Raw genomic sequence first — 20,564 nt, 5'->3', positions numbered from 1 at the left:
GTCATGTCCTGCGGCGTCGCCCTGGCCGTCTCCCTCCTGCTCTCGGACCCTAATGTGGCCATGGCCGCGGCCCAGCCGCCCGCCGCCGTCGCTGCGCCCGTCTCCGTGGCGGGCGAGCCGCTCTTCGCCGACATCGTCGCCCGTTCCGGCGCGCTGAAGGGGGTGGTGCAGGGGTGGATCGCGGCGGGCGTGGTCGATCAGTCGGACTTCGCCGCCGGCGAGGCCTTCGCGGGCTTCCGCGTCTCGGCCGTCGAACTGGCCGCGCTGGACATGCAGGGTCACCTGGTCCTCAAGGAGCGCGGCACGGACGGCGACCTGAAATGCATCCTGCGCGGCATTTCCGAGGACATCCCGGTCAGGATCGAGGCCGTCGTCGCCGCCGCCACCCCGGCCGAACGCCGCGTCGCCCTCGACGAACTGGCCTACCTGCTCAACGACAACGTCGAGGTCATCACCGCCCCGCCCCAGCCGGAGGTCTAGCGCCGTATTCTCCTCCCGTTCGGGAGAGGAACGCGGAGAACCACGACCGATTCTGACGCACCGGCGCCCGAATCTGCGTCCATGCACGAGGGACACGCCCGAAAACTCCGGTCCGACGACACCTGGCGAGCGGTGCGTCGGGCATGGGAGGCGGGAGAGACCGCGGCCTCGCTCGCGCGGCGGTATGACGTCGGCCTGGCCAACCTGTGGCGGCGTCGGGCGTCGGAAGGATGGAAACGGCGCGAGACCGCCGATCCGGATCCGGAGCCGGCGGAGGGCTGGGACGGCTATGCGCGGCGCAAACAGTTCGAGTTCGAATACCAGCTGGTAGAGACGCGACTGCTGGCGACCAAACTGGCGGAGGCGATGCAGGGCGGGCCGTTGGAGCGGGTTTCGGTCTGGCACCTCGGGTTCGTGCTGGAGTGGCGGGCGGATAACCTGACGCCCGAGACGGCGGCCCGCGACCGGGCCTGGGCGGTCCGGCACGGCTGGACCGCGGCGTTCTGGAACGAAACAGGGTGGCTGCACCCCCTGTCGTATCTGGATGCGGTGACCCTGCAGGCGAACCGCGACGCCTGGCGCGAGGACGCCCGCCTCCCGCCCGGGACGGCGGAGTCCTGGCCTTCCTAGGCGCCGTCCCTCTCCCAAACGGGGGAGGGTTCAGCGAACGTCCTTCAGCGCCTCCACCACCACCCCCTCGGTCAGCAACTGCGGCAACACCCGCGGCTCGGCCTCGCCCGGCGCGTACAGCAGATACAGCGGCACGCCCGACCGCCCGTGGCGCTGCAGCTCGGCGGCGATGGCGTCGTCTCGCCGGGTCCAGTCGCCGACCAGATAGACGGCGTTCGCGCGCTCCATGGCCGCCTTCACCCCGGCCGACCCCAGCGAGGTCCGCTCGTTGATCTTGCAGGTCACGCACCAGTCGGCGGTGAAATTGACCAGCACCGGCCGCCCCTCGGCCCGCGCCGCCTCGACGGCCGCCGTCGACCAGGGCGCGCTCGCCGGCCCGCCGGGCGGACCGTTGGGCGCGGTCACGGGGATCTCCGCCGGCATGACCGCCGCCAGCCAGCCCGTCGCCGCCGCGAGCAGCACGGCGACCGCCCCGGCCGTCAGATGCAGCACGCCCCGGCGGCCGGCGATCCGCTCCGCCTGACCGCCGCCGACCAGCCACGCGCCCAGGGCCAGCAGGACGCCGGCGACGAACAGCAGGCCCAGCGCCCCGGCGCCGGTCTGGCGGCTGAACACCCAGGCCAGCCACAGGGCGGTCGCATACATGGGAAAGGCCAGCAGACCCTTGAGCCGCTCCATCCATGGTCCGGGCCGCGGCAGCTTGGCCAGCAGGCCCGGCGACAGGCTGACCGCCGTGAAGGGCAGGGCCAGGCCGAGCCCGAGACCGAGGAAGACCACCAGCGCCAGCGGCCACGGCATGACGAGGGCGGCTCCCAGGGCGAAGGCCATGAAGGGCGCGGTGCAGGGCGCGGCCACCACCACCGCCAGGGCCCCGGTGAAGAAGGCGCCCAGCCCGCCGGGCAGGCGCGCCAGCGGCCCGGACCCGGCCCCCTGCAGGCCCGCTCCGACATGGAAGACGCTGGACAGGTTCAGGGCCACGGCCAGCATCAGCAGGGCCAGACCCGCCGTCACCGGCGGCGACTGCAGCTGGAAGCCCCAGCCCACGGCTTCTCCCGCTGCCCGCAGGGCCAGCAGTCCGCCCGCCAGCAGCAGGAAGGTGGTCAGGACGCCGGCCAGGAAGGCCAGTCCGTCGCGTCGAGCGACGCGCGGGTCGTGGGCCGAAGCGGCCAGGGACGCCGCCTTCATCGCCAGTATCGGGAAGACGCACGGCATCAGGTTCAGGATCAGCCCGCCCAGGATGGCGAACAACACGGCCTCGGCGAAGGCCGCCGGACCCGTCGGGTCCGCCGTCGCGGGCGCCGCGCCGGCGTCCGGGGCCGCCGCCAGATCGCCCGAACCGGCTGTTCCCTCCAGCACGGGGCCCGGCGCGGCGGCGATCTCGAACGCGCCATGGGCGGTGGCCAGTACGCCGGCGACGGGTCCGGACAGGCCGTTCGCCCGCGTTTCGCCGCCCGGCGGCAGCCGCAGTTGCAGGCCCTGCGGGCCCCAGGCGCCGGTCTGCGCGGCTGGATGATCGATCACGCCGCCTTCAAAGGGGAAGAAATAGCTCGGACCCGGATCGCGCCCGGCCAGGGGTCCGCCCGCCGCGCTCAGGGTCAGGGCGCCGTTCTCCCAGACGATCCGCGCCTCGATCCCGGCGCGCCGGGGCGCGGTCTCCAGCACCGCCGCGATCGCGGCGCCGTGGCGGGGATCGGGCGGCGCCGCGCCTTCGCGCACCGGCAGGTCCAGCCGCAGGGTCAGTTCGTCGGGCACGCACATCTCGGCGCTGCACACCAGGAACAGGGCCCTGACCGTCAGGGGCAGCGCCGTTCCGGCCCGCGCCGCGGCCGGAATCTCGACCGGAACCGGCAGATAGACCTCGCCGGAATAGCCGTAGTTCATCAGGCCCGACAGCCGCTGTCGCTCGGGCAGGGGCCAGACGATCCCGCCCGGCGTCACGCCCGGCGGCGTCGTCCACCGCAAGGTCGTGGCCCCTCCGGAATCGCCGGGATTGCGCCAGTAGGTGTGCCAGCCGGGCTGGATTCGCTGGCGCACGGCCACCACCGCCGTCGAGCCGGGCGCGGCCCACGCCGACATGGCGACCAGTTCGGCCTCGATCCGTTCGGTCCGCTGTGGTCCGGTCGCCTGGGCCCACGCCTGGGCAGGCCACAGGCACAGCGCCAGAAGGATGATCAGTCGGGCGAGGGGGGTCACGCGGCCTCCGGAAGCGGTCGCGCCGACCTTAGCCGCCCGCGCGGGCGTCCGTCACTGTCCGCGTGGCGCGTGCGGCGTCGCGCCTCAAGCGGGCGGGGCGGCCTCGATCAGCACCTCGGTGCGTCGCCGCATCGGCTCGCGGACGCCGGCGTCGGTGGCGGCGCCGGTCTCGCCGGCCGCCTCGACCTCGAACACCGGCGCGGGCCAGCCGGCGGCGGTCAGGGCGTCGGCCACCGCCAGCGCCCGGCGTTCCGACAGGCTCTGGTTGGCCGCGACCCCGCCGCGCGCGTCGGCCAGGCCGATGACCTGCACCTTGCGGATGTCGCAGCCCTGGAGCTGGGCCGCCGTCATGCCGATGGCCTGCCGCGCCGGCTCCGTCAGCCGCGCCTCGCTGTCCGCGAAATAGACCTCGAACCGCTTCGGAACGCAGCGGGACGGCTCGGCCACCACGGCGCTGCGGTCCATGAACCGCGCGCCGCCGCACCCCGCCAGGGCCAGGGCGGCCGCGACGCCCAGCAGGCTGATCGATCGATGCATTTTCAATCCCTTGGTCGGCCCATGAAAAGGGCGGCCCGCCATCCGACGAACCGCCCCGATGTTCAGGCGAAAGCCCGCGCCTAGTAGCGGCGCTGACCATTCTCCCAGTAGCACTCGTCCTGGCGGTTATCGTAGCAGTAGTAGTAGCGGTTCTGACTGTCACGATAGCGCTGCTGGTTGGCGCGGTCCTGCTGGGAGCCGCGAATGGCGCCCGCTACGCCGCCGACGACGGCGCCGATGGCGGCGCCCTGCCCGGCGTTGCCGCTGCCGGTGTTGTTGCCGATGATCGCGCCGGCCACGGCGCCGAGCCCGGCGCCGATGGCGCCTTGCCGAACCGTCTCGTTGGTGCCGCCGTACGGGTCGCTGGCGCAGGCGGAAGCCAGAAGACCGACTCCCGCAATCGCGATGATTGCCTTGTTCATGGGTATGTCCTTCATCCCTCGGGTTCGCCCCACGGGTGAGAACGCTGGATAAGCGTGGCGGTTCCACCGCTATGATCGGGGTTAAGCCTGTATTAGGCTTTCCATCGGGGTCGCACGGAGGGTGCGGCATCGATGTTCTGGGTTGAGACGGGGGTTTCGTATGCGTTTTTCTGAACCGGTCCGCATGGCGGACGACGGCGAGCACAGTCCGGTCTGGGCGCGCTCGAAACGACGCTCGGGCAATCCGCTGGTGGGGGTCGTCGTCACCCTGCTGGCGCTGTTCGGCGTGCTGACGGCCGTGCTGGGCGTCAAGGAGCAGTCGTTGGCCGAAGGCGGCGCCATCATGGACGGCTGGATCACCAAGGGCGTCTCCACGGTCCGGGGCGAAGCGCCCAAGGTCGCCGACGAGGCCGCCGACGCCGCCGGGGCCGCGGCCGAAAAGGCCGGCGACGCCGCCCAGGCCGGCGCCGCCGCCGCTTCCGACGAGCTCAAGAAGCAATAGTCACGCTTGAGCGCCGGCCAGCCGGAACATCGCTCCGGCCGGGACGTTCGGGCGGCATGACCGATACCCTGGCGTCCGCGTCCGATCCGGCGACCGCGTCCGACGACGCGGTCGCCGGGCCGCGTGTCCTGACCTCGCACGTTCCGCTGAAGCGGGTGATCATGCTGGTCAATCCGCTGTCGGGCGGCGTCGGGCCCGCCGCGGCCGGCGAGGCGGCGGACATCCTGGCCGGCTATGCCTGTGAAACCACGGTCGTGGCGCTCGAGGCCGGCCAGTTCGACGCCCAGGTGCAGGCGGCCCTGGACGCCCGGCCCGACGCCCTGTTCGTGCTGGCCGGCGACGGCACGGCGGGAACCATCGCTTCGCGCGCGGGCCCCGCCGGGCCCCTGATCGCGCCTCTTCCCGGCGGAACCATGAACATGCTGCCCCGGGCCCTGTACGGCACGGCCGACTGGAGGGCCGCCCTGAAGACGGCGCTGGAGGACGGCGCCGCCCAATGCGTCGCGGGGGGCGAGATTTCGGACGGGCAGGCGCGGCGGGCCTTCTATTGCGCCGCCATTCTCGGCTCTCCCGCCCTGTGGGCCCCGGCCCGCGAGGCCGTGCGCGAGGCCAAATTCGGTTTGGCCTGGGCCTATGCCCGCCGCGCCCTGAAGCGGGCCTTTACGGGACGGCTGCGCTTCTCGCTGGACGGCAAGGCAGAGCGCCGCGCCGAGGCCCTGGTGCTGATCAGTCCTATGATCTCGCGGGCGATGGACGAACATACCGGACTGGAGGCGGCCGCAATGAACCCCTCCGACGCCCTTCAGGCCTTCCGCCTGGCGGCTCACGCCGTGTTCGACGACTGGCGCCAGGATCCGGCCGTGACCACGCGGGCGATCCAGCAGGCGACGGTCCGCGCCCGTTCGCGCATCCCGGCCGTGATCGACGGAGAACCCATTCTGCTGCGGCACGAGGCCCGGGTGCGCTTCGTCCGCGAGGCGTTCCGGGCCTTGGCGCCCAACCCGCCGGCGGCGGAGGACAGCGTCTAGTGGGGCGCATTCTCCAGTTCTCTGACATCCATTTCGGCCGCGAGCACAAACATGCCTGCGCGGCGGCCCTCGACTACGCCCACGCCACGCCCCACGACCTGGTCCTGATCACGGGCGACATCACCCAGCAGGGCCTGCCCGCCGAATTCGAGGCGGCCGGCCGCTGGATCGACCGGATGCCGGACCCGCGCTTCGTCATCGTCGGCAACCATGACGTGCCCTACTGGAGTCTGATCGCGCGGGTGTTCAGCCCCTGGAAGGCGTTCGAGCGCGCCACGGGCCATCCCGCCCACGACCATCAATTCCTGAGCCCGGAGCTGATGGTGCGCGGCGTCGTCACGGCGCGCGGCTGGCAGGCCCGGACCAACTGGTCGAAGGGCGTGATCGACCTGGACCAGACCCGCAAGGCGGCCGAGGCCCTCCGCCAGGCGCCGGTGGGCGCCCTGCGCGTTCTGGCCTGCCATCATCCGCTGGTCGAGATGATCGGCACGCCCATGACCGGCGACGTCAAGCGCGGCGACGCGGCCGCGCTGATCTTCGCCGAGGCCGGCGTGGACCTGATCGCCACCGGCCACGTCCACGTTCCCTTCGCCCTGCCGATCAGCCTGGGCGACCATTGCTCCCACGCCGTGGGATGCGGGACGCTGTCGCATCGCGAGCGCGGCGCGCCGCCCAGTTTCAACCAGATCGAATGGGACGCGCGCCACATCGTCGTCACCGCCATCGCCTGGACGGGAGACCGGTTCGAGCCGAACCAGACCTGGCGCCTGCCCCGCCGTCAGGACACCCGCAGGACCGCCACCGCGCCCGATCCGAACGAAGCCGGCCAGAAGGAAAAGGCCGCGGTCTGATCGACCGCGGCCTCGTCAGGGGCTGATGTCCCGGGACGTCAGATTCGTCGGCCGCGGCCGGTGAAGAAATGCACGACCAGCAGGATCAGGAACACGACGAACAGCACATAGGCGATGTTCATCGACAGGCCCGCGACACCGCCGGCGCCAAGCGCCCCGGCGACGAGCGCGAGTACGAGAAAGATAAGGGCCCAGCGAAGCATGAGCGGCGTCTCCCGGAACAGTTCATCCAAAGGAACGGCCCAGCGCCGCACCTGTCCGATCAACGTTCCGGATACGCCGCCGTTCCGCCTCAGCGGCGGCGGCTGCCGTGGGACTTCTCGGTGAAGGCGGCCGCCACCATGGTGGCGAGCGCCGGGTTCCGCAGGAAAATCCAGCCGCCGGCGAGGGCGGCGACGGTGCCGAGGATGGGCCGCTGGCGGAACAGCATATAGGCGCGGTGACCCAGGCCCGAAGCGTCGTCCTCGTCCTCCTCGTCTTCCGCCTCGCTGCGGGCGACGAAGATCAGGACCACGGCCAGGGCGATCACGGCGAACAGCAGGAAGGTGATGGCCGCCGCCGCCAGGGGAACGACCAGCAGCTGCAGGGCGTAGAAGACGGTCGCCCCGAACGCCGCCACGGCGACGAGGGCGGCGCCCGCCGCGACGGCGGTCGCGACGGCCTTCTTGACCAGCCCCCTGGCCATGCCCCCGCCGAACATCAGCGGCGACGACCGGCGAGCAGCAGGCCCAGCACGACGCCGACGCCGAGGGCGATGGCGGTCGACTGAACCGGGCGCTCCTGCACCCGCTCGACCAGATAGCGTTGCGCTTCGTCGAGGCGTTCGGTCGCTTCGTCGTAATATTCCTGCCCCCGCACGCGGGCGGTGTCGTAATAGCCCCGGGCCCGGTCGCGCAGAACCTCGGCTTCCTGGCGCATCCGGGTTTCAGCCTCGGCCGCCTTGGCGCGCAGACGGGCTTCGGCCGCCGTGGCCTTCTCGCGCAGGCGCGCCTTCTCCTCGGCTCCCAGCACCTTCAGGTCGTCCTTCAGGGTGTTGATGTCGTTCTTCACGGTCGCCCGTGCTGCCTTGGTCGTCGCCATGATGCGCGCTCCGTTCGTCAAGCTTGACGGTTAGATAGAGAACCCTGAGCCGGAACGCCACTGTGCCGTCACGGTTCCCGCAGTGCGGCATCGCCGCACGGTGGCGAAGCGCCGCGACCCGGCCTGGACAGGGGCGCATGACCTCATGACTCGTTTCCCCCGCCAGGACGCCGCCCCGCCCATCGACGGATGGGCCGGGCGGTGGCGAAACGTCGCGACCCGGACTAGACAGGGCTTCATGACCTCATGGCTCTTCCCCCCCTCCCGGACGCCGTCCCTGCCCGTCGAAGGGCGAGCGGAGCGGTTCCCGGTGCGGCGAATTCTCTGCGTCGGCCAGAACTACGCCGCCCACGCGCGCGAGATGGGGCACGCCCGCGCCGAACCCTTCTTCTTCACCAAGCCGGCCGATGCCGTGGTGACCGACGGGTCCGATCCCGTCTTCCCGACGGCGACGGCCAACCTCCACCACGAGGTCGAACTGATCTGCGCCGTCGGAGCGGACGGAGCGATCGTGGGTTGGGCGGTCGGCTGCGATCTGACGCGCCGGGATCTGCAGGCCGCCGCCAAGGAAAAGGGTCGCCCCTGGGATTCCGCGAAAGGCTTCGACCAGTCCGCCCCCTGCGGGCCGTTGACGCTCGGCGCCCTGCCGGACCCGGCGGCGGCGATCACCCTTTCGGTCAATGGTGAGGCCCGCCAGGCCGGCCGGCTCGACGACATGGTCTGGAGTCCGGTTGAAATCCTCGCCAAGGCGCGCGAGCTCTGGGACGTTGGGCCGGGCGACCTGATCTTCACCGGCACGCCCGAGGGGGTGGGCCCGCTTGAGCCCGGCGACCGGGTCGAGGCGGCCATCGGTGGCCTGCAACCCCTGAGCTTCACCGTGATGCCGCGATGATCCTGCACGGCTACTGGCGCTCGGGCGCCGCCTGGCGCACCCGGATCGCCCTTGAGCTCAAGGGCCTGGCCTATGGCCAACAGAGCGTCGACCTGCGCGCCGGCGCGCAGAAGTCCGCGGCCTTCGTCGCATTGAACCCCCAGGGCATGGTGCCCGCGCTCGAGGTCGACGGCGCCGTCCTGACCCAGAGCCCGGCCATTCTCGAATGGCTGGAGGAGGTGCATCCGCAGCCCGCTCTGCTGCCCGCCGATGCGGTGGATCGCGCCCATGTCCGCGCCATGGCGGCGCTCGTCGGCTGCGACATCCATCCCCTGAACAATCTGCGGGTCGGCAAGGCCCTGCGGGAGACGTTCGGCGCCGACCAGGCCGCCGTCGACGCCTGGGCCGCCCGCTGGATCGTTCCCGGCTTCGGAGCGCTGGAGGCGCTGGTCGCGGACCATGGTGCCGGCTGGTGTTTCGGCGCGTCGCCGACCCTCGCCGACTGCTATCTGATCCCGCAAATCTATTCGGCCCGCCGGTTCAATGTGCCGCTTGACGCCTTTCCGCGCCTGCTGGCCATAGACGCCGCCGCCGCCCGGCACCCCGCCTTCGTCGCCGCCCATCCGGACCGGCAGCCCGACGCGGACTGACCCTCAGGCCAGGAACCGTTCCACCGCCGCCAGGAACCGTCGCGGCTGGTCGATCATCACCATGTGTTCGGCCCCCTCGATCCGTTCGAAGGTCGCGGGCCGGCGAAGACGGGCGTAAGCCTCGCGGAACAGGGAATCGGCGCGCGCGCGCGGCGAGTTCTGGTCGGGGTTCCAGCCGTAGACCACCGTCACCGGGGCCACGATGTCGGGCAGGCGGCGACGCAGGTCGATCGTCATCACCTCGTACAACGACTGGGCCAGAACGCGGCGGTCGCCACCCTGCCAGCCGATCGAGCTGAACACGGCGTCGGTCGCCCCGCCCAGCTCCAGCCCCATCGACCGTCCGCGGGTCCGCAAGGCCTCGTCGCCGAGGAACTGGACGGCCTGGTAGGCCAGCTGGGCGATCGGTTCGACATCGCCGACGTGGGCCTGGGGACTGATCAGGGCCGCGAAGAAGGGCGAGGAATCCACCACCATAAGCCGCCCGACCCGGTCGCCCGCGTCGGCGGCGACCCGGAGGCCGATCTGGCCGCCCATCGAATGGCCGATAATCGCCGGGCGGTCCAGCCGCTGCTCGGCGATATAGCGGCGCACCTCCCCGGCCGCCGCGCCCAGGACCGCGCCGCTCGCATTGGCCTCGGGCGCCAGGTCGCCGAAACCGCGCAGCGAGACCAGATGCAGCCGCCGCTGTCCGGCGAGACGGTCGGCGACGCCGCGCCAGACCTCGGCGGTCGAGGCCAGGCCCGGGATCAGGATCAGGTCCGGCCCGCGTCCGCGGGTCGCGACCGCGATCCGCGACGACCGGAATTCGGCCTGCGCCCGGGCGGCGGGTCCGGCGGCCCACAGCGTCGCCCCTCCGGCCAGCGCTTTCAGGATGTTTCGTCTTTGTTCCATGTCGTCTTCGGGTTAGCGTCCGCGTGGAAACGCGAAGGAGAGCGAATTGAGCCAGTCCGACGACGAGATCGTTTTCTACACCAACCCCATGTCGCGCGGTCGCATCGCGCGATGGATGCTGGAGGAGATCGGCCGGCCCTACCGCACCGTCGTGCTGGATTACGGCACGACGATGAAGGCCCCCGGGTATCTGGCCATCAATCCGATGGGCAAGGTGCCAGCCGTCACCTGGCGCGGCGTAACGGTGACCGAATGCGCCGCCGTCTGCGCCTGGCTGGCCGACGCCTGCCCCGAGGCGGGGCTCGCGCCGGCGTTCGACGATCCGGCGCGCGGGACCTATCTGCGCTGGATGTTCTTCGGCGCCGGGCCGCTTGAGGCCGCGGTGACGGCCAAGGCGCTGAACCTTCTGGCTCCGGCCGACAAGGCCGCCATGGCCGGCTACGGCAGCTTCGACCAGGTGGTCGATGCGCTCGAACAGGCGGTGACCGGCAGCGGCGGACCCTGGCTCCTAGGCGACAGATTCAGCGCCCTGGACGTTTATCTGGGCAGCCAGATCGGTTGGGGCCTGCAGTTCAAGTCCATCCCCGACCGCGACGCCTTCAAGGCCTATGCGGGCCGGCTGTTCCAGCGCGAGGCGGCTGTGCGGGCGCGGGAAATCGACGATGCCCTGATCGCCGGGGCGAATGCGACGGGTTAGGAGTCCGCCTGGCCCTGGGCCGGACGCAGGCCTGTCGGCGCGGCCGCGGCCGGAGCGGCGGTGTCGGTGCGCTGGACCTGTGGACGGCGTTCGCCGCCGGCCGCCCGGATGCGGTCGATGCGGGCTTTCTCAGCCCTGAACGCCGCCAGATCGGCCCCGGCCAGGATGGTGCCCTCGGTGGTGCGCACGCCGGCCGGATTGATCCGCTGCCCGCGACGCCAGATTTCATAGTGCAGGTGCGGTCCCGTCGAGGCGCCGGTCGAGCCGACATAGGCGACGACCTGTCCCTGGCGGACGCGTTGGCCGGCGCGGACGCCCGAGGCATAGCGCGACAGGTGGCCATAGCCGGTCTCGAGACCGTTCGGATGACGGATGCGCAGCCAGTTGCCGTAGCCGCCCCAGCGGCGGGCCTCGACGACCACGCCGTCGGCCGGAGCCACGACGGGCGTCCCCATGCCGGCGGCGAAATCGATGCCCTGGTGCATCTTGCGATAGCCGGCGATCGGATGGCGGCGGAAGCCGAACGACGACGAGACCCGGAAGCCCCGCTCCAGCGGCGTGCGCATCATGGCCGAACGGGTGTTCTTGCCGGTGGCGTCGAAATACTGCGCCTCGCGGGCTCCCGCGGGCTGGAAGCGATAGAAGGCCACGCCCTTGAGTTCGGCGTACAGCAGATCGCCGGCGCCGATGGTGCGGCCGTTCTCGGTCACGGTGCGGTCGAAAACATAGGTGAATTCGTCGTTGGCCCGGATATCCCGGTCCATATCGAACTTGTGCGAGAACAGCCGGCCGGCTGTGCGGGCGATGCCGGCGGGGGCGCCTTCGCGCCGCGCCGTGCGCGCCAGCGAGCCCTCGACCTTGCCGGTCAGGACCACGGTTTCGTGCGTGACCTTCTCCTCCAGCGCGCGCAGGCGCAGGGCGCCGTCGAAACTGCGCGAGACCGTCAACTGCGTCGCGGGGCCGGTCCGCATGGTCAGGCCGATCAGGCGGGCGTCGCCGCGGCCGCCGCGCGGCCTGGAAATGGCGGTCTCGAACCGCTGTCCCGCGCGCATCGCGGTCACGTCCATGGCGTTGGAAAGGGTGGCGGCGACGGCCGAGGCTTCCTCGGGCGCGATGCCCGTGCGGCGCACGGCCTGTTCGAAGGTTTCGCCGCGACGGATCTGGACCGGAATCGCTTCGGGCGTGGTCAGGCCCGCGGGCATGCCGGCGGCCGCGAAGGCCTGGTCGGCGAGAACGGCGATCTGATTTTGGGTGAGGGGCGGAGCCTCTTCCGCTCTCGCGGGTTGGTATACGCGTCCGGCAAGCAGCGCCACCGAGATCGCCGCCACCGCCGTCAGGGCGTGAGGAGCGATGCGCATCGGCTGGCGACGTGGATCGAACTGAGCCATCGGTCCCCGACAAACGACGACGCCGGCCGGCGCCAAAGCTACTGAAGCAAGGATCGCGCCGGAGCAGCCCCCTGCGCGAGACAGGCCCTATAGCCCGTCCGTCCCATCATGGGAAGGCGGTTCGTTACAGACCGTTAACCGGAGCCGTAGTCGTTGGTAAAGCTTGCGTGAACCATGAGACTATCGCGGGAACAGGACAGTGTATTCGTCTGTCCGGACCAGTCTCCCGCGAGTTCGCGCGACGCCTCGTTCCCGATCCGCCCCGGTCCGCACTCAAAGTGGCCGATGCGCCACTCAATTGTGCTTCGATGGACACGGTGCTTGTGCTGACGCGGATTCACCGGTTGCTCATCGCCCTTTCCTCCGGCGGCTCCCTCCCGGTATGACCCGTCCATGAGCGCTGCGACCGACGATTCCACCCCCGGCCGGCCGCCGCGACGGCCCCGGCGCGGGCGGCGCGCCTGGTTGATCGCGGCTGTCGCCGTCGGCCTGCTCGTGGTCCTGACCGCCCTTCTCTATCTCAACCGCCGCGCGGCGACGCGCGAGGTTCTGATCGGCTGGCTGGAGCGGCAGGGCGTCGACGCCGACATGCAGGTCGAACGCGTCGAGCTGGACGGCCTGGTGGCGAGCATCCGCATCGGCGACCCGGCGAACCCGGACATCACCGTCGAACGCGTCGAGGTCGACTATGCGATCGGCGCGCCGTGGTCGAAGGGGGGCCTCGGCCTGACCCCCGGCCGCATCCGTCTGGTCCGTCCGGTGGTTCGCGCCAGCGTCCGCGGCGGCCGGCTGACCCTGGGCTCGCTGGATCCGCTGGTCGAGCGCTTCACCGGCCGGCCGCCCCGCCCGGACAGCCGGGGCCCGCTGGTCCTGGTCGAGGGCGCGCGCGTGCGGCTCGACACGGACTACGGCCCGACCAACATCCTCGGCGACGCGCGCGTCGACGACGGCAAGCTGATGCGGCTGACCGCCCGGATGCCGGCGACGGCGTTCAGGAGCGGCGCGGTCGAGGCGCGCGGGCTGCGGGCCACGGTCGATCTGACCACCACCGGCGACCGGGTCGCCCTGCGCCTCGAGGCCGCCGTCGACAGCGCCGCCTCGCCGGGCCTCGCCGGCGAGGCCGCACGCCTGACCCTGGCCGGCGACCTGCCCTATCCCGATCTCGAGACCCGGCGCGGCGACGGTCGGGCGCGGGTCGACCTGCGCCTCGCCGCCGCCCGCCTCGCCGCCGGCGAGGCCAGGGCGCGCGACGCCGATCTGCACCTGACCTTCGACGGCGGGACGCGGGGCTGGATCGAGTCCTTCCGCATCGAAGGGACCGCCGCCGCCGATCTCCGCGCCGCGCGGGTCGACAGTCCCGGAGGATCGGCCGCGGCTCCGCGCCTGCGGCTGACCGGCGCCCGCACCGTTCTGGCGCGCGACGCCCGCGGGATGAACTGGCGTCTGGATGGGGGCGCGGTCCTGTCCGCCGCCCGCGCCTCCGGCGCCGGGCTCGACGGCGCCGGGATCGCCGTGACCTCCAGCCGGCTGGAGATCGGAGGCCGCGGCGCGGCGGTCGAGGTCCAGGGACCCGTCATCCTGTCGGCGGATCGACTGACCTGGGACGACCTGACCCTGGCCGGGTCCCGGGGTTCGGCGGATTTCGACCTCGTCTCGGACGGCGGCCTGCGCATCACCGCGAGCGGGGATTTCCGGGCCGCCCGGGGCTCCTGGCCGCTGTTCGGCCCGCCTGCCGGCGACGACATCCCCGAACTCGCCGGAATGAAGCGCGCCCTCGCGGCCTTCGCCGTCGAGGTTCCCGCCTTCCGGCTGACCACCGGACATTCGGGAACGCGCCTGGTCCTGACCCGGCCGGCGACCCTGCGGCCGGCCAACGGCGGGGTGCTGACGCTCAGCCCGGCCGCCGCGCCGGTCTTCGCCGCCGCGCGCGGCCAGTCCGGCGGAGGCGCCCTGTCGCTGACGGCGATGCGGGGGGAAGGCCTGCCCGAAGCGTCCTTCGACATCCCCGCCTGGCGTCTGACTCCTTCCGGCTTCACCGCCGCCCTGGACGGCCGCGCCGCCCTGGATTTCGGACTCGCCCGGAACATCGCGCTGCGCACCCGGGGCGAGCTGGCCTCGTCGAGCGGCCGCCTGACCTATGTCGCGGCGGGTTGCGCGCCCCTGACCGTCGAACGACTGGAGCTCGACGAGAGCGACGTCACGGACATCGCCGGCGACATATGCCCCGCGGGCCGCCCTCTGGTCAGCGTCGCCGACGGGCGCTGGCGGGCCGACGGCGCGGTGCGCGGCCTGGACGCCGCCGCCCCCTTCCTGGCGCTGAATTTCCGGGACGTCGGGGGCGGCTTCACGGCCATGGGCGGTCCCGGCGGCGTCGGTCTTGAGGCCCGGGTGGCCCGGGCGACGGTGGAGGACGCGACCACGCCCCTGCGCTTCCATCCCCTGGACGCGACGGGCTCCGCCCGGCTCGCCGACGAGGACTGGACCGGCGCCTTCGATCTCAGCCGCGGCGAAGCGGCGCTCGGCCGCCTGACCCTGGCCCACGACGGCCAGGCCGGCGCCGGCGGCCTGACCATTTCGGCGCCGTCGATCGTCTTCGCCGAGGGCGGCCTTCAGCCAGCCGATCTCAGCCCCCTCGCCGAATTCGTGGGCTCCCCGGCGACCGGCTCCGTCGGCTTCGACGGCCGCATCGATTGGCGGGCCGACGCGGAGGGGACCAGTTCCGGCCGCCTGACCATCCCCGGCCTCGACTTCGTAAGCCCCGCCGGTCCGGTGAAGGGCCTGCGCGGGACCGTCGACTTCATCAACCTGGCCCCCCTGACCGCCGCGCCGGGCCAGCGGCTGACGGCCGAGCTGCTGGAATCGGTCGCGCCCCTGACCGACATTGAACTGACCTTCGGTCTCGACAAGGCGGCCGTAACCATCGAGGGCGGCGAACTGGCCGTGGCCGACGGCCGGATCCGCGTCGAACCGTTCGCGGTGCCGCTGGACCCGAACCAGCCGATCAGCGGCGTCATCGTGCTGGAGAACGTCCAGCTGGGCCAGGTGATCGCGGGGGCCGGCTTCGGCGACAAGGTCAATCTGGACGCCGTGGTCTCGGGACGTCTGCCATTCACCTCCGACCGGGTGAACGGCGTCCGCATCGCCGGCGGTTCGCTGGCGGCGGTCCAGCCCGGACGCCTCTCCATCGCCCGCGAGGCCCTGAGCGGGCTCGAGGCCGGCGGCGGCGGCGAGGCGGTGCCGCCCAACACAGTTCAGGATCTGGCCTATCAGGCGATGGAGAACCTGTCGTTCGACATCCTGTCCGCCGAGGTCAACAGCCTCGACGAGGGCCGGATCGGCGTCCTGTTCCGCATCCGCGGCCGGCATGATCCGCCCGAACGCCAGGAGCTGCGGATATCCATCGCCGAGTTCATCAGCCGCGAATTCCTCAACCGCCCGCTGCCCCTGCCGTCCGGCACCGGCATCGACCTGACGCTGGATACGACCCTGAACCTCAACCAGTTGATCGGCGATCTGCTGGAACTGAACCGCGCCCGCGAAGGCCGGCCCTCGCCGGGGTCCGCGGCGCCGCCCGAAACGTCCCCGCCGGTCGCGCCCTGATCAGGCCACCTTCGCCGTTCAGAACCCGTTCACCGTCCATCGCGTTAGATCGCTGCGGATTGAAGACCGGAGACCACCGCTCATGACCCGGACGCGCGCAAGCCTCGCCCTGCTCGGCCTCATCGCCGCCGTCGGCGCGACCGCCTGCACGCCCACGGTTCGGCTGCAGGTCGATCCGATCCAGATCTACGCGAAGCTCGACGCCGATGTTCGCGTGCGCCTCGACAAGGAGCTTCAGGACCTCCTCGTCGAGAATCCCAACCTGTTCTGATGCGAAAGTTGCCCGAGATGTCTTTCCGCAAGCTCTTCGTCGTGACGGCGGCCATCATGGCCCTCGGCGTGGCCGCGGGCGCGGCCTTCGCCCAAACCCCGGCCCAGAAGGCGACGATCGACGCCGCCAAGGCGCAGGGGACCGTGGGCGAACAGGCCGACGGCTACCTCGGCTTCCGCGTCCCCTCGTCCGACCCGGCCCTGACCGCGGCCGTCCAGGTCACCAATGCAGCCCGCCGCGAAGCCTATGCGCGCAGCGCCCAGGCCGCCGGCGATGGAGCCACCGTCGAGGCGGCGGCCGCGCGCATGTTCCAGACCCAGCTGCTGCCGCGCATCAGCTCCGGCCAGTGGTACCGCAACGCCCAAGGCCAGTGGGTCCAGCGCTAAGCGCCGCCGTACGGACCCCAAAGGTCGCGGGCGGGTTCCACAGTCAGCCGGTTTGTCCGGCCTGACGGGATGGATGATGAGAACCGCTTCGCAATGCATGGCGATGGCCGCGCGAATGGACGGCTTCGCCGCCCGTGACAGCGCCTCCCGGATGCGCGCCGAGTGGACCAGCATGGCGGTTTACTGGCGGGACCTCGCCCACCAGGCCGAGTGGCAGGATCGTTACGCCCGGCGGGCCTGAGCCGGCTTGCCAACCTAATTTCCCACGGGACCGGTTTTTACGCGTACAGGTGACCGGCTGGCCGCCCTTCGCGCCTTCGCTGGACGCCCCTCTCCACATGTCGACGACGATCCCCGGGATCGAGGACGCCCAGACGCTCGCCCAGGCGATCGTCGACACCATCCATGAGCCGCTGATCGTTCTCGACGGCGGTCTCCGGGTGCTGGCCGCCAGCCGCGCCTTCTACGAGATATTCAAGGTCGACCCCGTCCACACCATGGGACGTCTGCTTTACGACCTTGGCGACGGCCAGTGGAACATTCCGGCCCTGCGTCTGCTGCTCGAGACCATAATTCCCGAGAAGACCGCCATGGACGGGTTCGAGGTCGACCACGACTTCCCCGGCGTCGGCCGCCGAACCATGCTGCTGAACGCGCGCAAGGTGATCTACGCAACCAGTTCCAACAGCACCATCCTTCTGGCCTTCACCGACGTCACGGCGCGCCGGACAGTCGAGCGCGAACTGGCCGAGCTGCTGGAACACACCGAGGAGCTGCTGCGCCAGAAGCAGGTCCTGCTGCAGGAGATGCAGCACCGCGTCGCCAACAGCCTGCAGATCATCGCCAGCATCCTGCTGATCAAGGCCCGGGCCGTGACCTCCGAGGAGACCCGCCTGCACCTCAAGGACGCGCACCAGCGGGTGCTCTCCGTCGCCGAGGTCCAGTCCCACCTCCACGCCTCGGGCGGCCTCGACCAGATCGAGGTCGGCCCCTACCTGACCAAGCTCTGCGCCAGCCTCGCGGCCTCCATGGTCGGCGAGACCCAGCCGATCCGCATCAGGGTGGACGCCGACCATGGCTTCATCGGCTCCGACAAGGCTGTCAGCATGGGCCTGATCGTCACCGAACTGGTCATCAACGCCATCAAATACGCCTTTCCGGACAACCGGGCCGACGCCGTGGTGACCGTAAGCTATGCCAGCGGGGGCGGCGGCTGGACCCTGATCGTCCACGACAACGGCGTCGGCGCCGCGGGCGGTGCCGTTCCTGCGCCCCACGGCGGTCTCGGCACGGCCATCGTCGAGGCCCTGGTCAAACAGCTGGAGGCCCGCATGACCCTGTCGGCCAGTCCCGGCATGACGGTCTCGATCCGCCACGCGGCCTGACCGACCGCGCCGTGCAGGTTTCCGGGGGTGCGCCCGCGCCACGGCGGGTGTAGATCGCCGTATGCCCCGTTTCCGCACCCTCCTCATCGCGGCCGGCGTCGCTGTCATGGCGGTTGTCGGCGTCAGTTGGGCGTGGGGGGCCATCGGCGGCGACCCCATGCCGGTTCACGGCTTCATCGCGCTCTCGCTGGGAATTCTCGGCACGATCGCCTTGACCTGGGTCCTGATGGCCCTGGCCTTCCGTTCCGATCGCGAGGGCTGGGATGAACGTGCGGATCGCTCGGGCGGCGCCGACGTCAGGAAGCCCGACAAGTCTTGAGCCCGACCCCGACCCGGGCGATAGGTCGCGGATGACCGACGCGCCCGCCCATCCGTCCGACATCACCTATGCCGGCTATCTGTCGCTCGACGATCTGTTGGCGGCGCAGCATCCGCTCTCGGACGAGCACGACGAGATGCTGTTCGTCATCATCCACCAGACCAAGGAGCTGTGGCTCAAACAGATCCTGCATGAAGTGGCCAGGGCCCAGGCCCAGGTCCGCGCCGGCGATCTGGTCCCCGCCTACAAGGGTCTCGCGCGGGTCAGCCGCATCCAGGCCGTCATGACCATGAGCTGGGACATCCTGGCCACCATGACCCCGGCCGACTATCTGCGTTTCCGCGGCGTGCTGGGTTCCTCCTCGGGCTTCCAGAGCGACCAGTTCCGCCGCTTCGAATACATGTTGGGACTCAAGGACGACCGTTTTCTGCGCTTCCACGAGGAACGGCCCGAGGCCCACGCCGCCTTGCGCGCCGCCCTGGCCGCGCCCAGCCTCTACGACGACGCCCTGCGCCAGCTGGCCGCCGCCGGCCTCCCGGTCCCGGCCGAGGTCCTGCACCGCGACGTCAGCAAGCCGTGGGAGCCGTCCGAGGGCGTCGAGGCCGCCTGGCTCGAGGTCTATCGCGACACGGCGCGCTGGTGGCCTCTCTACCAGCTGGCCGAAAAGCTGGTCGACCTGGACGACGCCCTGCTGACCTGGCGCCACAAGCACGTGGTCACGGTCGAACGCATCATCGGCCGCCGTCGCGGCACCGGCGGCACCGAGGGCGTCGCCTATCTGACCGAGACCCTGCAGCGCCGCTGCTTCCCCGAGCTGTGGTCGCTGCGCACAAAACTCTGAAAGAGGTCCCGGATGCGAACCGTCCTGCTCGCCGCCGCCTTGCTGGGCCTGACCGCCTGCAACCGGGACGCGGAGCCCGCCCCGGCCGCGCCGGTCGAGCCGCTTCCGATTCCGTCGCAACCTTCGCCGGTTCCGCCGGCCGAGGCCCCGCCCGGCATGGCCTTCGTCGACGCCTCGGGAATCGAACGCCTCCGGCTCGCCTGCGGCCCCGGGGCGCCGGCCTTCCGGATATTCGTGCCCGGTTTCGAGGTCATCGGCAGCGAGGACCGGCTGACCCTCGGGGCCGGCGACGAGGCCTTCGCCCATGTCGCCGACCTCGAAGCGCCCGGCGCCGGGGTGACCGGCGGCGGGCCCGTCGATCCGGACCTGCTCGACCGGCTGGCGCGAGGCGAGCCGGTGCGGGCGGTCTACGGCGCCCAGTCGGTCGGCCCGCTCCAGGCGGCCCGGCCGGAGGCGCTGGCGGGGTTCGCCGAACGCTGCCGGAGCCTGCGGGGGCGCTGACAAGGCAACCAACACGGCCACGGTGGGGTTTAAGGCGGAGAACCCGCGGGGATCCCGTCATGTCCAACGCCAATCACCACGACATTCACGTTCTGAACAGCCTGATCCAGACCACCATAGACAGCGCCGACGGCTATCGTCTGGCCTCGGGCGAGACCGACGACCCGGGCCATCGCGACCTGTTCGGGCGTCGCAGCTTCGAACGTCGACAGGTCGCCGAGGAGCTGCAGTCGATGGTCCGGGCGCTTGGCGGGGATCCCGCCGCCGAGGGCTCGATCCTCGCCAAGGCCCAGCGCGCCTTCGCCGATGTCAAACACGCCCTGATGCGCGACGAGACCGGCATGATCGGCGCGGTCGAAAGCGCCGAGGATGCCGTCCGGGCCCGCTTCGAAAAGGCGCTGGAGGACAGCCAGATCTCGGCCACCACCCGCGACGCCATCCGCCGCGCCTTTTTCCGGGTCGGCGAGGGGCGCGAGGAGGTGCACGACCTTCGCCACAGCCTCCAGGGCCAGCGCGACGCCGGCAACCCGCTATATCCGCACTGACCGGACATGAAAAAAGGCCCCGGTCTGCACCGGGGCCTCATTCTTTGGACAGGTCGGAGGCGGTTCAGGCTTCCGTGTCGGCCGGGCCTTCGGCCTTGCCGGTTTCCGGCACCACCACGCCCTTGACCGGACGGATGGTCTGCTTCTCGGCGATCCGGGCCGACTTGCCGCGGCGGTCACGCAGGTAATACAGCTTGGCGCGCCGCACGACGCCCCGGCGCTTGACCTCGATGGCGTCGATGTTCGGCGACATCAGCGGGAAGACGCGCTCGACGCCCTCGCCGAAGCTGATCTTGCGCACGGTGAAATTCTCGTTGATCCCGCCGCCGGCGCGGGCGATGCAGACGCCCTCGAAGGCCTGGATGCGTTCGCGCTCGCCTTCCTTGATCTTGACCATGACCCGCAGCGTGTCGCCGGGCTGGAAGTCGGGGATGGCGCGCTTCTCGATCAGGCGGGCTTTTTCTTCGGCTGCGATGGTCTGCAGGATGTTCAT

26 protein-coding genes are annotated in these 20,564 nt (G+C 71.3%); 17 read left to right on the top strand and 9 right to left on the bottom strand.

The window, feature by feature from the left end; translation table 11 throughout:
- Positions 1–3 precede the first annotated feature (3 nt).
- Together Q8Q71_RS11300 and Q8Q71_RS11295 are read left to right on the top strand one after the other, a co-directional pair.
- Complete coding sequence (locus tag Q8Q71_RS11300; protein ID WP_305759693.1) at positions 4–480, top strand: hypothetical protein; 477 nt, start codon at positions 4–6, stop codon at positions 478–480.
- A gap of 81 nt (positions 481–561) precedes the next feature.
- Positions 562–1,110, top strand: a complete 549-nt coding sequence (locus Q8Q71_RS11295; protein WP_305759692.1) for a hypothetical protein — start codon at positions 562–564, stop codon at positions 1,108–1,110.
- 30 nt (positions 1,111–1,140) lie between these two features.
- Here Q8Q71_RS11295 and Q8Q71_RS11290 read toward each other — a convergent pair whose 3' ends face one another.
- From Q8Q71_RS11290 to Q8Q71_RS11280, 3 genes are all read right to left on the bottom strand, one after another.
- Positions 1,141–3,303: a protein-disulfide reductase DsbD family protein gene (locus Q8Q71_RS11290; RefSeq protein ID WP_371315954.1), complete on the bottom strand. Its 2,163-nt coding sequence runs from the start codon at positions 3,301–3,303 to the stop codon at positions 1,141–1,143.
- Between the two features lie 84 nt (positions 3,304–3,387).
- Positions 3,388–3,840 (bottom strand): OmpA family protein, encoded by a 453-nt coding sequence (locus tag Q8Q71_RS11285; RefSeq protein WP_305759691.1) that lies wholly within the window; start codon positions 3,838–3,840, stop codon positions 3,388–3,390.
- Between the two features lie 80 nt (positions 3,841–3,920).
- Positions 3,921–4,262: a YMGG-like glycine zipper-containing protein gene (locus Q8Q71_RS11280; protein ID WP_305759690.1), complete on the bottom strand. Its 342-nt coding sequence runs from the start codon at positions 4,260–4,262 to the stop codon at positions 3,921–3,923.
- Positions 4,263–4,422: 160 nt separating this feature from the next.
- On the opposite strand from Q8Q71_RS11280, the gene Q8Q71_RS11275 reads away from it, so the two are divergent.
- Genes Q8Q71_RS11275 through Q8Q71_RS11265 form a run of 3 tightly spaced genes read left to right on the top strand, consistent with a single transcriptional unit; the run spans position 4,423 to position 6,643 of the window.
- Positions 4,423–4,764, top strand: a complete 342-nt coding sequence (locus Q8Q71_RS11275) for a hypothetical protein (protein ID WP_305759689.1) — start codon at positions 4,423–4,425, stop codon at positions 4,762–4,764.
- A gap of 56 nt (positions 4,765–4,820) precedes the next feature.
- Positions 4,821–5,792, top strand: a complete 972-nt coding sequence (locus Q8Q71_RS11270) for a diacylglycerol kinase family protein (RefSeq protein ID WP_305759688.1) — start codon at positions 4,821–4,823, stop codon at positions 5,790–5,792.
- Positions 5,792–6,643 (top strand): metallophosphoesterase, encoded by an 852-nt coding sequence (locus Q8Q71_RS11265; RefSeq protein WP_305759687.1) that lies wholly within the window; start codon positions 5,792–5,794, stop codon positions 6,641–6,643. Before Q8Q71_RS11270 ends, Q8Q71_RS11265 begins: the two co-directional genes overlap by 1 nt.
- Positions 6,644–6,681: 38 nt before the next feature.
- Here the strand turns inward: Q8Q71_RS11265 and Q8Q71_RS11260 are convergent, their stop codons facing one another.
- The 3 genes from Q8Q71_RS11260 to Q8Q71_RS11250 all read right to left on the bottom strand — a co-directional run bounded on the left by Q8Q71_RS11260 (position 6,682) and on the right by Q8Q71_RS11250 (position 7,723).
- Positions 6,682–6,846 carry a DUF1328 family protein gene (locus tag Q8Q71_RS11260; protein ID WP_305759819.1) on the bottom strand — a complete coding sequence of 55 codons (165 nt, stop codon included), beginning with the start codon at positions 6,844–6,846 and terminating at the stop codon, positions 6,682–6,684.
- 89 nt (positions 6,847–6,935) lie between these two features.
- Positions 6,936–7,343 (bottom strand): hypothetical protein, encoded by a 408-nt coding sequence (locus Q8Q71_RS11255; RefSeq protein ID WP_305759686.1) that lies wholly within the window; start codon positions 7,341–7,343, stop codon positions 6,936–6,938.
- Positions 7,343–7,723 carry a DUF883 domain-containing protein gene (locus Q8Q71_RS11250; RefSeq protein WP_305759685.1) on the bottom strand — a complete coding sequence of 127 codons (381 nt, stop codon included), beginning with the start codon at positions 7,721–7,723 and terminating at the stop codon, positions 7,343–7,345. Before Q8Q71_RS11250 ends, Q8Q71_RS11255 begins: the two co-directional genes overlap by 1 nt.
- A gap of 238 nt (positions 7,724–7,961) precedes the next feature.
- Between Q8Q71_RS11250 and Q8Q71_RS11245 the strand changes: the two genes are divergently transcribed.
- Both Q8Q71_RS11245 and maiA read left to right on the top strand, forming a co-directional pair.
- Positions 7,962–8,615 (top strand): fumarylacetoacetate hydrolase family protein, encoded by a 654-nt coding sequence (locus tag Q8Q71_RS11245; RefSeq protein WP_305759684.1) that lies wholly within the window; start codon positions 7,962–7,964, stop codon positions 8,613–8,615.
- Positions 8,612–9,244: a maleylacetoacetate isomerase gene (gene maiA, locus Q8Q71_RS11240; protein WP_305759683.1), complete on the top strand. Its 633-nt coding sequence runs from the start codon at positions 8,612–8,614 to the stop codon at positions 9,242–9,244. Before Q8Q71_RS11245 ends, maiA begins: the two co-directional genes overlap by 4 nt.
- Positions 9,245–9,247: 3 nt before the next feature.
- Here maiA and Q8Q71_RS11235 read toward each other — a convergent pair whose 3' ends face one another.
- Complete coding sequence (locus Q8Q71_RS11235) at positions 9,248–10,138, bottom strand: alpha/beta fold hydrolase (protein ID WP_305759682.1); 891 nt, start codon at positions 10,136–10,138, stop codon at positions 9,248–9,250.
- A gap of 46 nt (positions 10,139–10,184) precedes the next feature.
- On the opposite strand from Q8Q71_RS11235, the gene Q8Q71_RS11230 reads away from it, so the two are divergent.
- On the top strand, positions 10,185–10,835 hold the full coding sequence (locus Q8Q71_RS11230; RefSeq protein ID WP_305759681.1) for a glutathione S-transferase family protein: 651 nt from the start codon (positions 10,185–10,187) through the stop codon (positions 10,833–10,835).
- On the opposite strand, the gene Q8Q71_RS11225 is transcribed toward Q8Q71_RS11230, so the two are convergent.
- Positions 10,832–12,223 (bottom strand): M23 family metallopeptidase, encoded by a 1,392-nt coding sequence (locus Q8Q71_RS11225; RefSeq protein WP_305759680.1) that lies wholly within the window; start codon positions 12,221–12,223, stop codon positions 10,832–10,834. The genes Q8Q71_RS11230 and Q8Q71_RS11225 overlap by 4 nt on opposite strands.
- Positions 12,224–12,616: 393 nt before the next feature.
- Between Q8Q71_RS11225 and Q8Q71_RS11220 the strand changes: the two genes are divergently transcribed.
- From Q8Q71_RS11220 to Q8Q71_RS11180, 9 genes are all read left to right on the top strand, one after another.
- On the top strand, positions 12,617–15,823 hold the full coding sequence (locus Q8Q71_RS11220) for a YdbH domain-containing protein (protein ID WP_305759679.1): 3,207 nt from the start codon (positions 12,617–12,619) through the stop codon (positions 15,821–15,823).
- An 82-nt stretch (positions 15,824–15,905) separates the two neighbouring features.
- Positions 15,906–16,094: a YnbE family lipoprotein gene (locus Q8Q71_RS11215; RefSeq protein ID WP_305759678.1), complete on the top strand. Its 189-nt coding sequence runs from the start codon at positions 15,906–15,908 to the stop codon at positions 16,092–16,094.
- Positions 16,094–16,480 carry a YdbL family protein gene (locus Q8Q71_RS11210; RefSeq protein WP_305759677.1) on the top strand — a complete coding sequence of 129 codons (387 nt, stop codon included), beginning with the start codon at positions 16,094–16,096 and terminating at the stop codon, positions 16,478–16,480. The genes Q8Q71_RS11215 and Q8Q71_RS11210 overlap by 1 nt, the downstream gene beginning before the upstream one ends.
- 73 nt (positions 16,481–16,553) lie before the next feature.
- Positions 16,554–16,721, top strand: a complete 168-nt coding sequence (locus Q8Q71_RS11205; RefSeq protein WP_305759676.1) for a hypothetical protein — start codon at positions 16,554–16,556, stop codon at positions 16,719–16,721.
- A 97-nt stretch (positions 16,722–16,818) separates the two neighbouring features.
- Entirely contained in the window at positions 16,819–17,865 is a 1,047-nt protein-coding gene (locus Q8Q71_RS11200; protein ID WP_305759675.1) for a sensor histidine kinase, read from the top strand.
- Positions 17,866–17,926: 61 nt separating this feature from the next.
- Positions 17,927–18,184 (top strand): hypothetical protein, encoded by a 258-nt coding sequence (locus Q8Q71_RS11195; RefSeq protein ID WP_305759674.1) that lies wholly within the window; start codon positions 17,927–17,929, stop codon positions 18,182–18,184.
- A 31-nt stretch (positions 18,185–18,215) separates the two neighbouring features.
- A complete protein-coding gene (locus Q8Q71_RS11190) occupies positions 18,216–19,025 on the top strand; it encodes a tryptophan 2,3-dioxygenase (protein ID WP_305759673.1) in 810 nt (269 codons plus the stop codon).
- Positions 19,026–19,037: 12 nt separating this feature from the next.
- Entirely contained in the window at positions 19,038–19,526 is a 489-nt protein-coding gene (locus tag Q8Q71_RS11185) for a hypothetical protein (protein ID WP_305759672.1), read from the top strand.
- Positions 19,527–19,585: 59 nt separating this feature from the next.
- The gene (locus Q8Q71_RS11180) at positions 19,586–20,071 is read left to right on the top strand and encodes a PA2169 family four-helix-bundle protein (RefSeq protein ID WP_305759671.1); all 486 of its coding nucleotides are present in this window, start codon (positions 19,586–19,588) and stop codon (positions 20,069–20,071) included.
- 64 nt (positions 20,072–20,135) lie between these two features.
- Here the strand turns inward: Q8Q71_RS11180 and rplS are convergent, their stop codons facing one another.
- Positions 20,136–20,564: a 50S ribosomal protein L19 gene (gene rplS / locus Q8Q71_RS11175; protein WP_305759670.1), complete on the bottom strand. Its 429-nt coding sequence runs from the start codon at positions 20,562–20,564 to the stop codon at positions 20,136–20,138.

This window comes from Brevundimonas sp. (assembly GCF_030704825.1).
In the GTDB taxonomy this organism is placed as follows: Bacteria; Pseudomonadota; Alphaproteobacteria; order Caulobacterales; family Caulobacteraceae; genus Brevundimonas.
The sequence above is the reverse complement of the archived record's forward strand: the minus strand, read 5'-3'. Positions and strand labels throughout refer to the sequence as shown.

Coding starts and splice junctions, on each gene's coding strand:
- Q8Q71_RS11300 (WP_305759693.1), top strand. CDS start 4: ATGTCCTGCGGCGTCGCCCTGGCCGTCTCCCTCCTGCTCTCGGACCCT.
- Q8Q71_RS11190 (WP_305759673.1), top strand. CDS start 18,216: ATGACCGACGCGCCCGCCCATCCGTCCGACATCACCTATGCCGGCTAT.
- Q8Q71_RS11200 (WP_305759675.1), top strand. CDS start 16,819: ATGTCGACGACGATCCCCGGGATCGAGGACGCCCAGACGCTCGCCCAG.
- Q8Q71_RS11180 (WP_305759671.1), top strand. CDS start 19,586: ATGTCCAACGCCAATCACCACGACATTCACGTTCTGAACAGCCTGATC.
- Q8Q71_RS11250 (WP_305759685.1), bottom strand. CDS start 7,723: ATGGCGACGACCAAGGCAGCACGGGCGACCGTGAAGAACGACATCAAC.
- Q8Q71_RS11235 (WP_305759682.1), bottom strand. CDS start 10,138: ATGGAACAAAGACGAAACATCCTGAAAGCGCTGGCCGGAGGGGCGACG.
- Q8Q71_RS11260 (WP_305759819.1), bottom strand. CDS start 6,846: ATGCTTCGCTGGGCCCTTATCTTTCTCGTACTCGCGCTCGTCGCCGGG.
- Q8Q71_RS11210 (WP_305759677.1), top strand. CDS start 16,094: ATGCGAAAGTTGCCCGAGATGTCTTTCCGCAAGCTCTTCGTCGTGACG.
- Q8Q71_RS11185 (WP_305759672.1), top strand. CDS start 19,038: ATGCGAACCGTCCTGCTCGCCGCCGCCTTGCTGGGCCTGACCGCCTGC.
- Q8Q71_RS11295 (WP_305759692.1), top strand. CDS start 562: ATGCACGAGGGACACGCCCGAAAACTCCGGTCCGACGACACCTGGCGA.
- Q8Q71_RS11195 (WP_305759674.1), top strand. CDS start 17,927: ATGCCCCGTTTCCGCACCCTCCTCATCGCGGCCGGCGTCGCTGTCATG.
- Q8Q71_RS11220 (WP_305759679.1), top strand. CDS start 12,617: ATGAGCGCTGCGACCGACGATTCCACCCCCGGCCGGCCGCCGCGACGG.
- Q8Q71_RS11255 (WP_305759686.1), bottom strand. CDS start 7,343: ATGTTCGGCGGGGGCATGGCCAGGGGGCTGGTCAAGAAGGCCGTCGCG.
- Q8Q71_RS11285 (WP_305759691.1), bottom strand. CDS start 3,840: ATGCATCGATCGATCAGCCTGCTGGGCGTCGCGGCCGCCCTGGCCCTG.
- Q8Q71_RS11205 (WP_305759676.1), top strand. CDS start 16,554: ATGATGAGAACCGCTTCGCAATGCATGGCGATGGCCGCGCGAATGGAC.
- Q8Q71_RS11225 (WP_305759680.1), bottom strand. CDS start 12,223: ATGGCTCAGTTCGATCCACGTCGCCAGCCGATGCGCATCGCTCCTCAC.
- maiA (WP_305759683.1), top strand. CDS start 8,612: ATGATCCTGCACGGCTACTGGCGCTCGGGCGCCGCCTGGCGCACCCGG.
- Q8Q71_RS11280 (WP_305759690.1), bottom strand. CDS start 4,262: ATGAACAAGGCAATCATCGCGATTGCGGGAGTCGGTCTTCTGGCTTCC.
- rplS (WP_305759670.1), bottom strand. CDS start 20,564: ATGAACATCCTGCAGACCATCGCAGCCGAAGAAAAAGCCCGCCTGATC.
- Q8Q71_RS11215 (WP_305759678.1), top strand. CDS start 15,906: ATGACCCGGACGCGCGCAAGCCTCGCCCTGCTCGGCCTCATCGCCGCC.
- Q8Q71_RS11245 (WP_305759684.1), top strand. CDS start 7,962: ATGACCTCATGGCTCTTCCCCCCCTCCCGGACGCCGTCCCTGCCCGTC.
- Q8Q71_RS11270 (WP_305759688.1), top strand. CDS start 4,821: ATGACCGATACCCTGGCGTCCGCGTCCGATCCGGCGACCGCGTCCGAC.
- Q8Q71_RS11275 (WP_305759689.1), top strand. CDS start 4,423: ATGCGTTTTTCTGAACCGGTCCGCATGGCGGACGACGGCGAGCACAGT.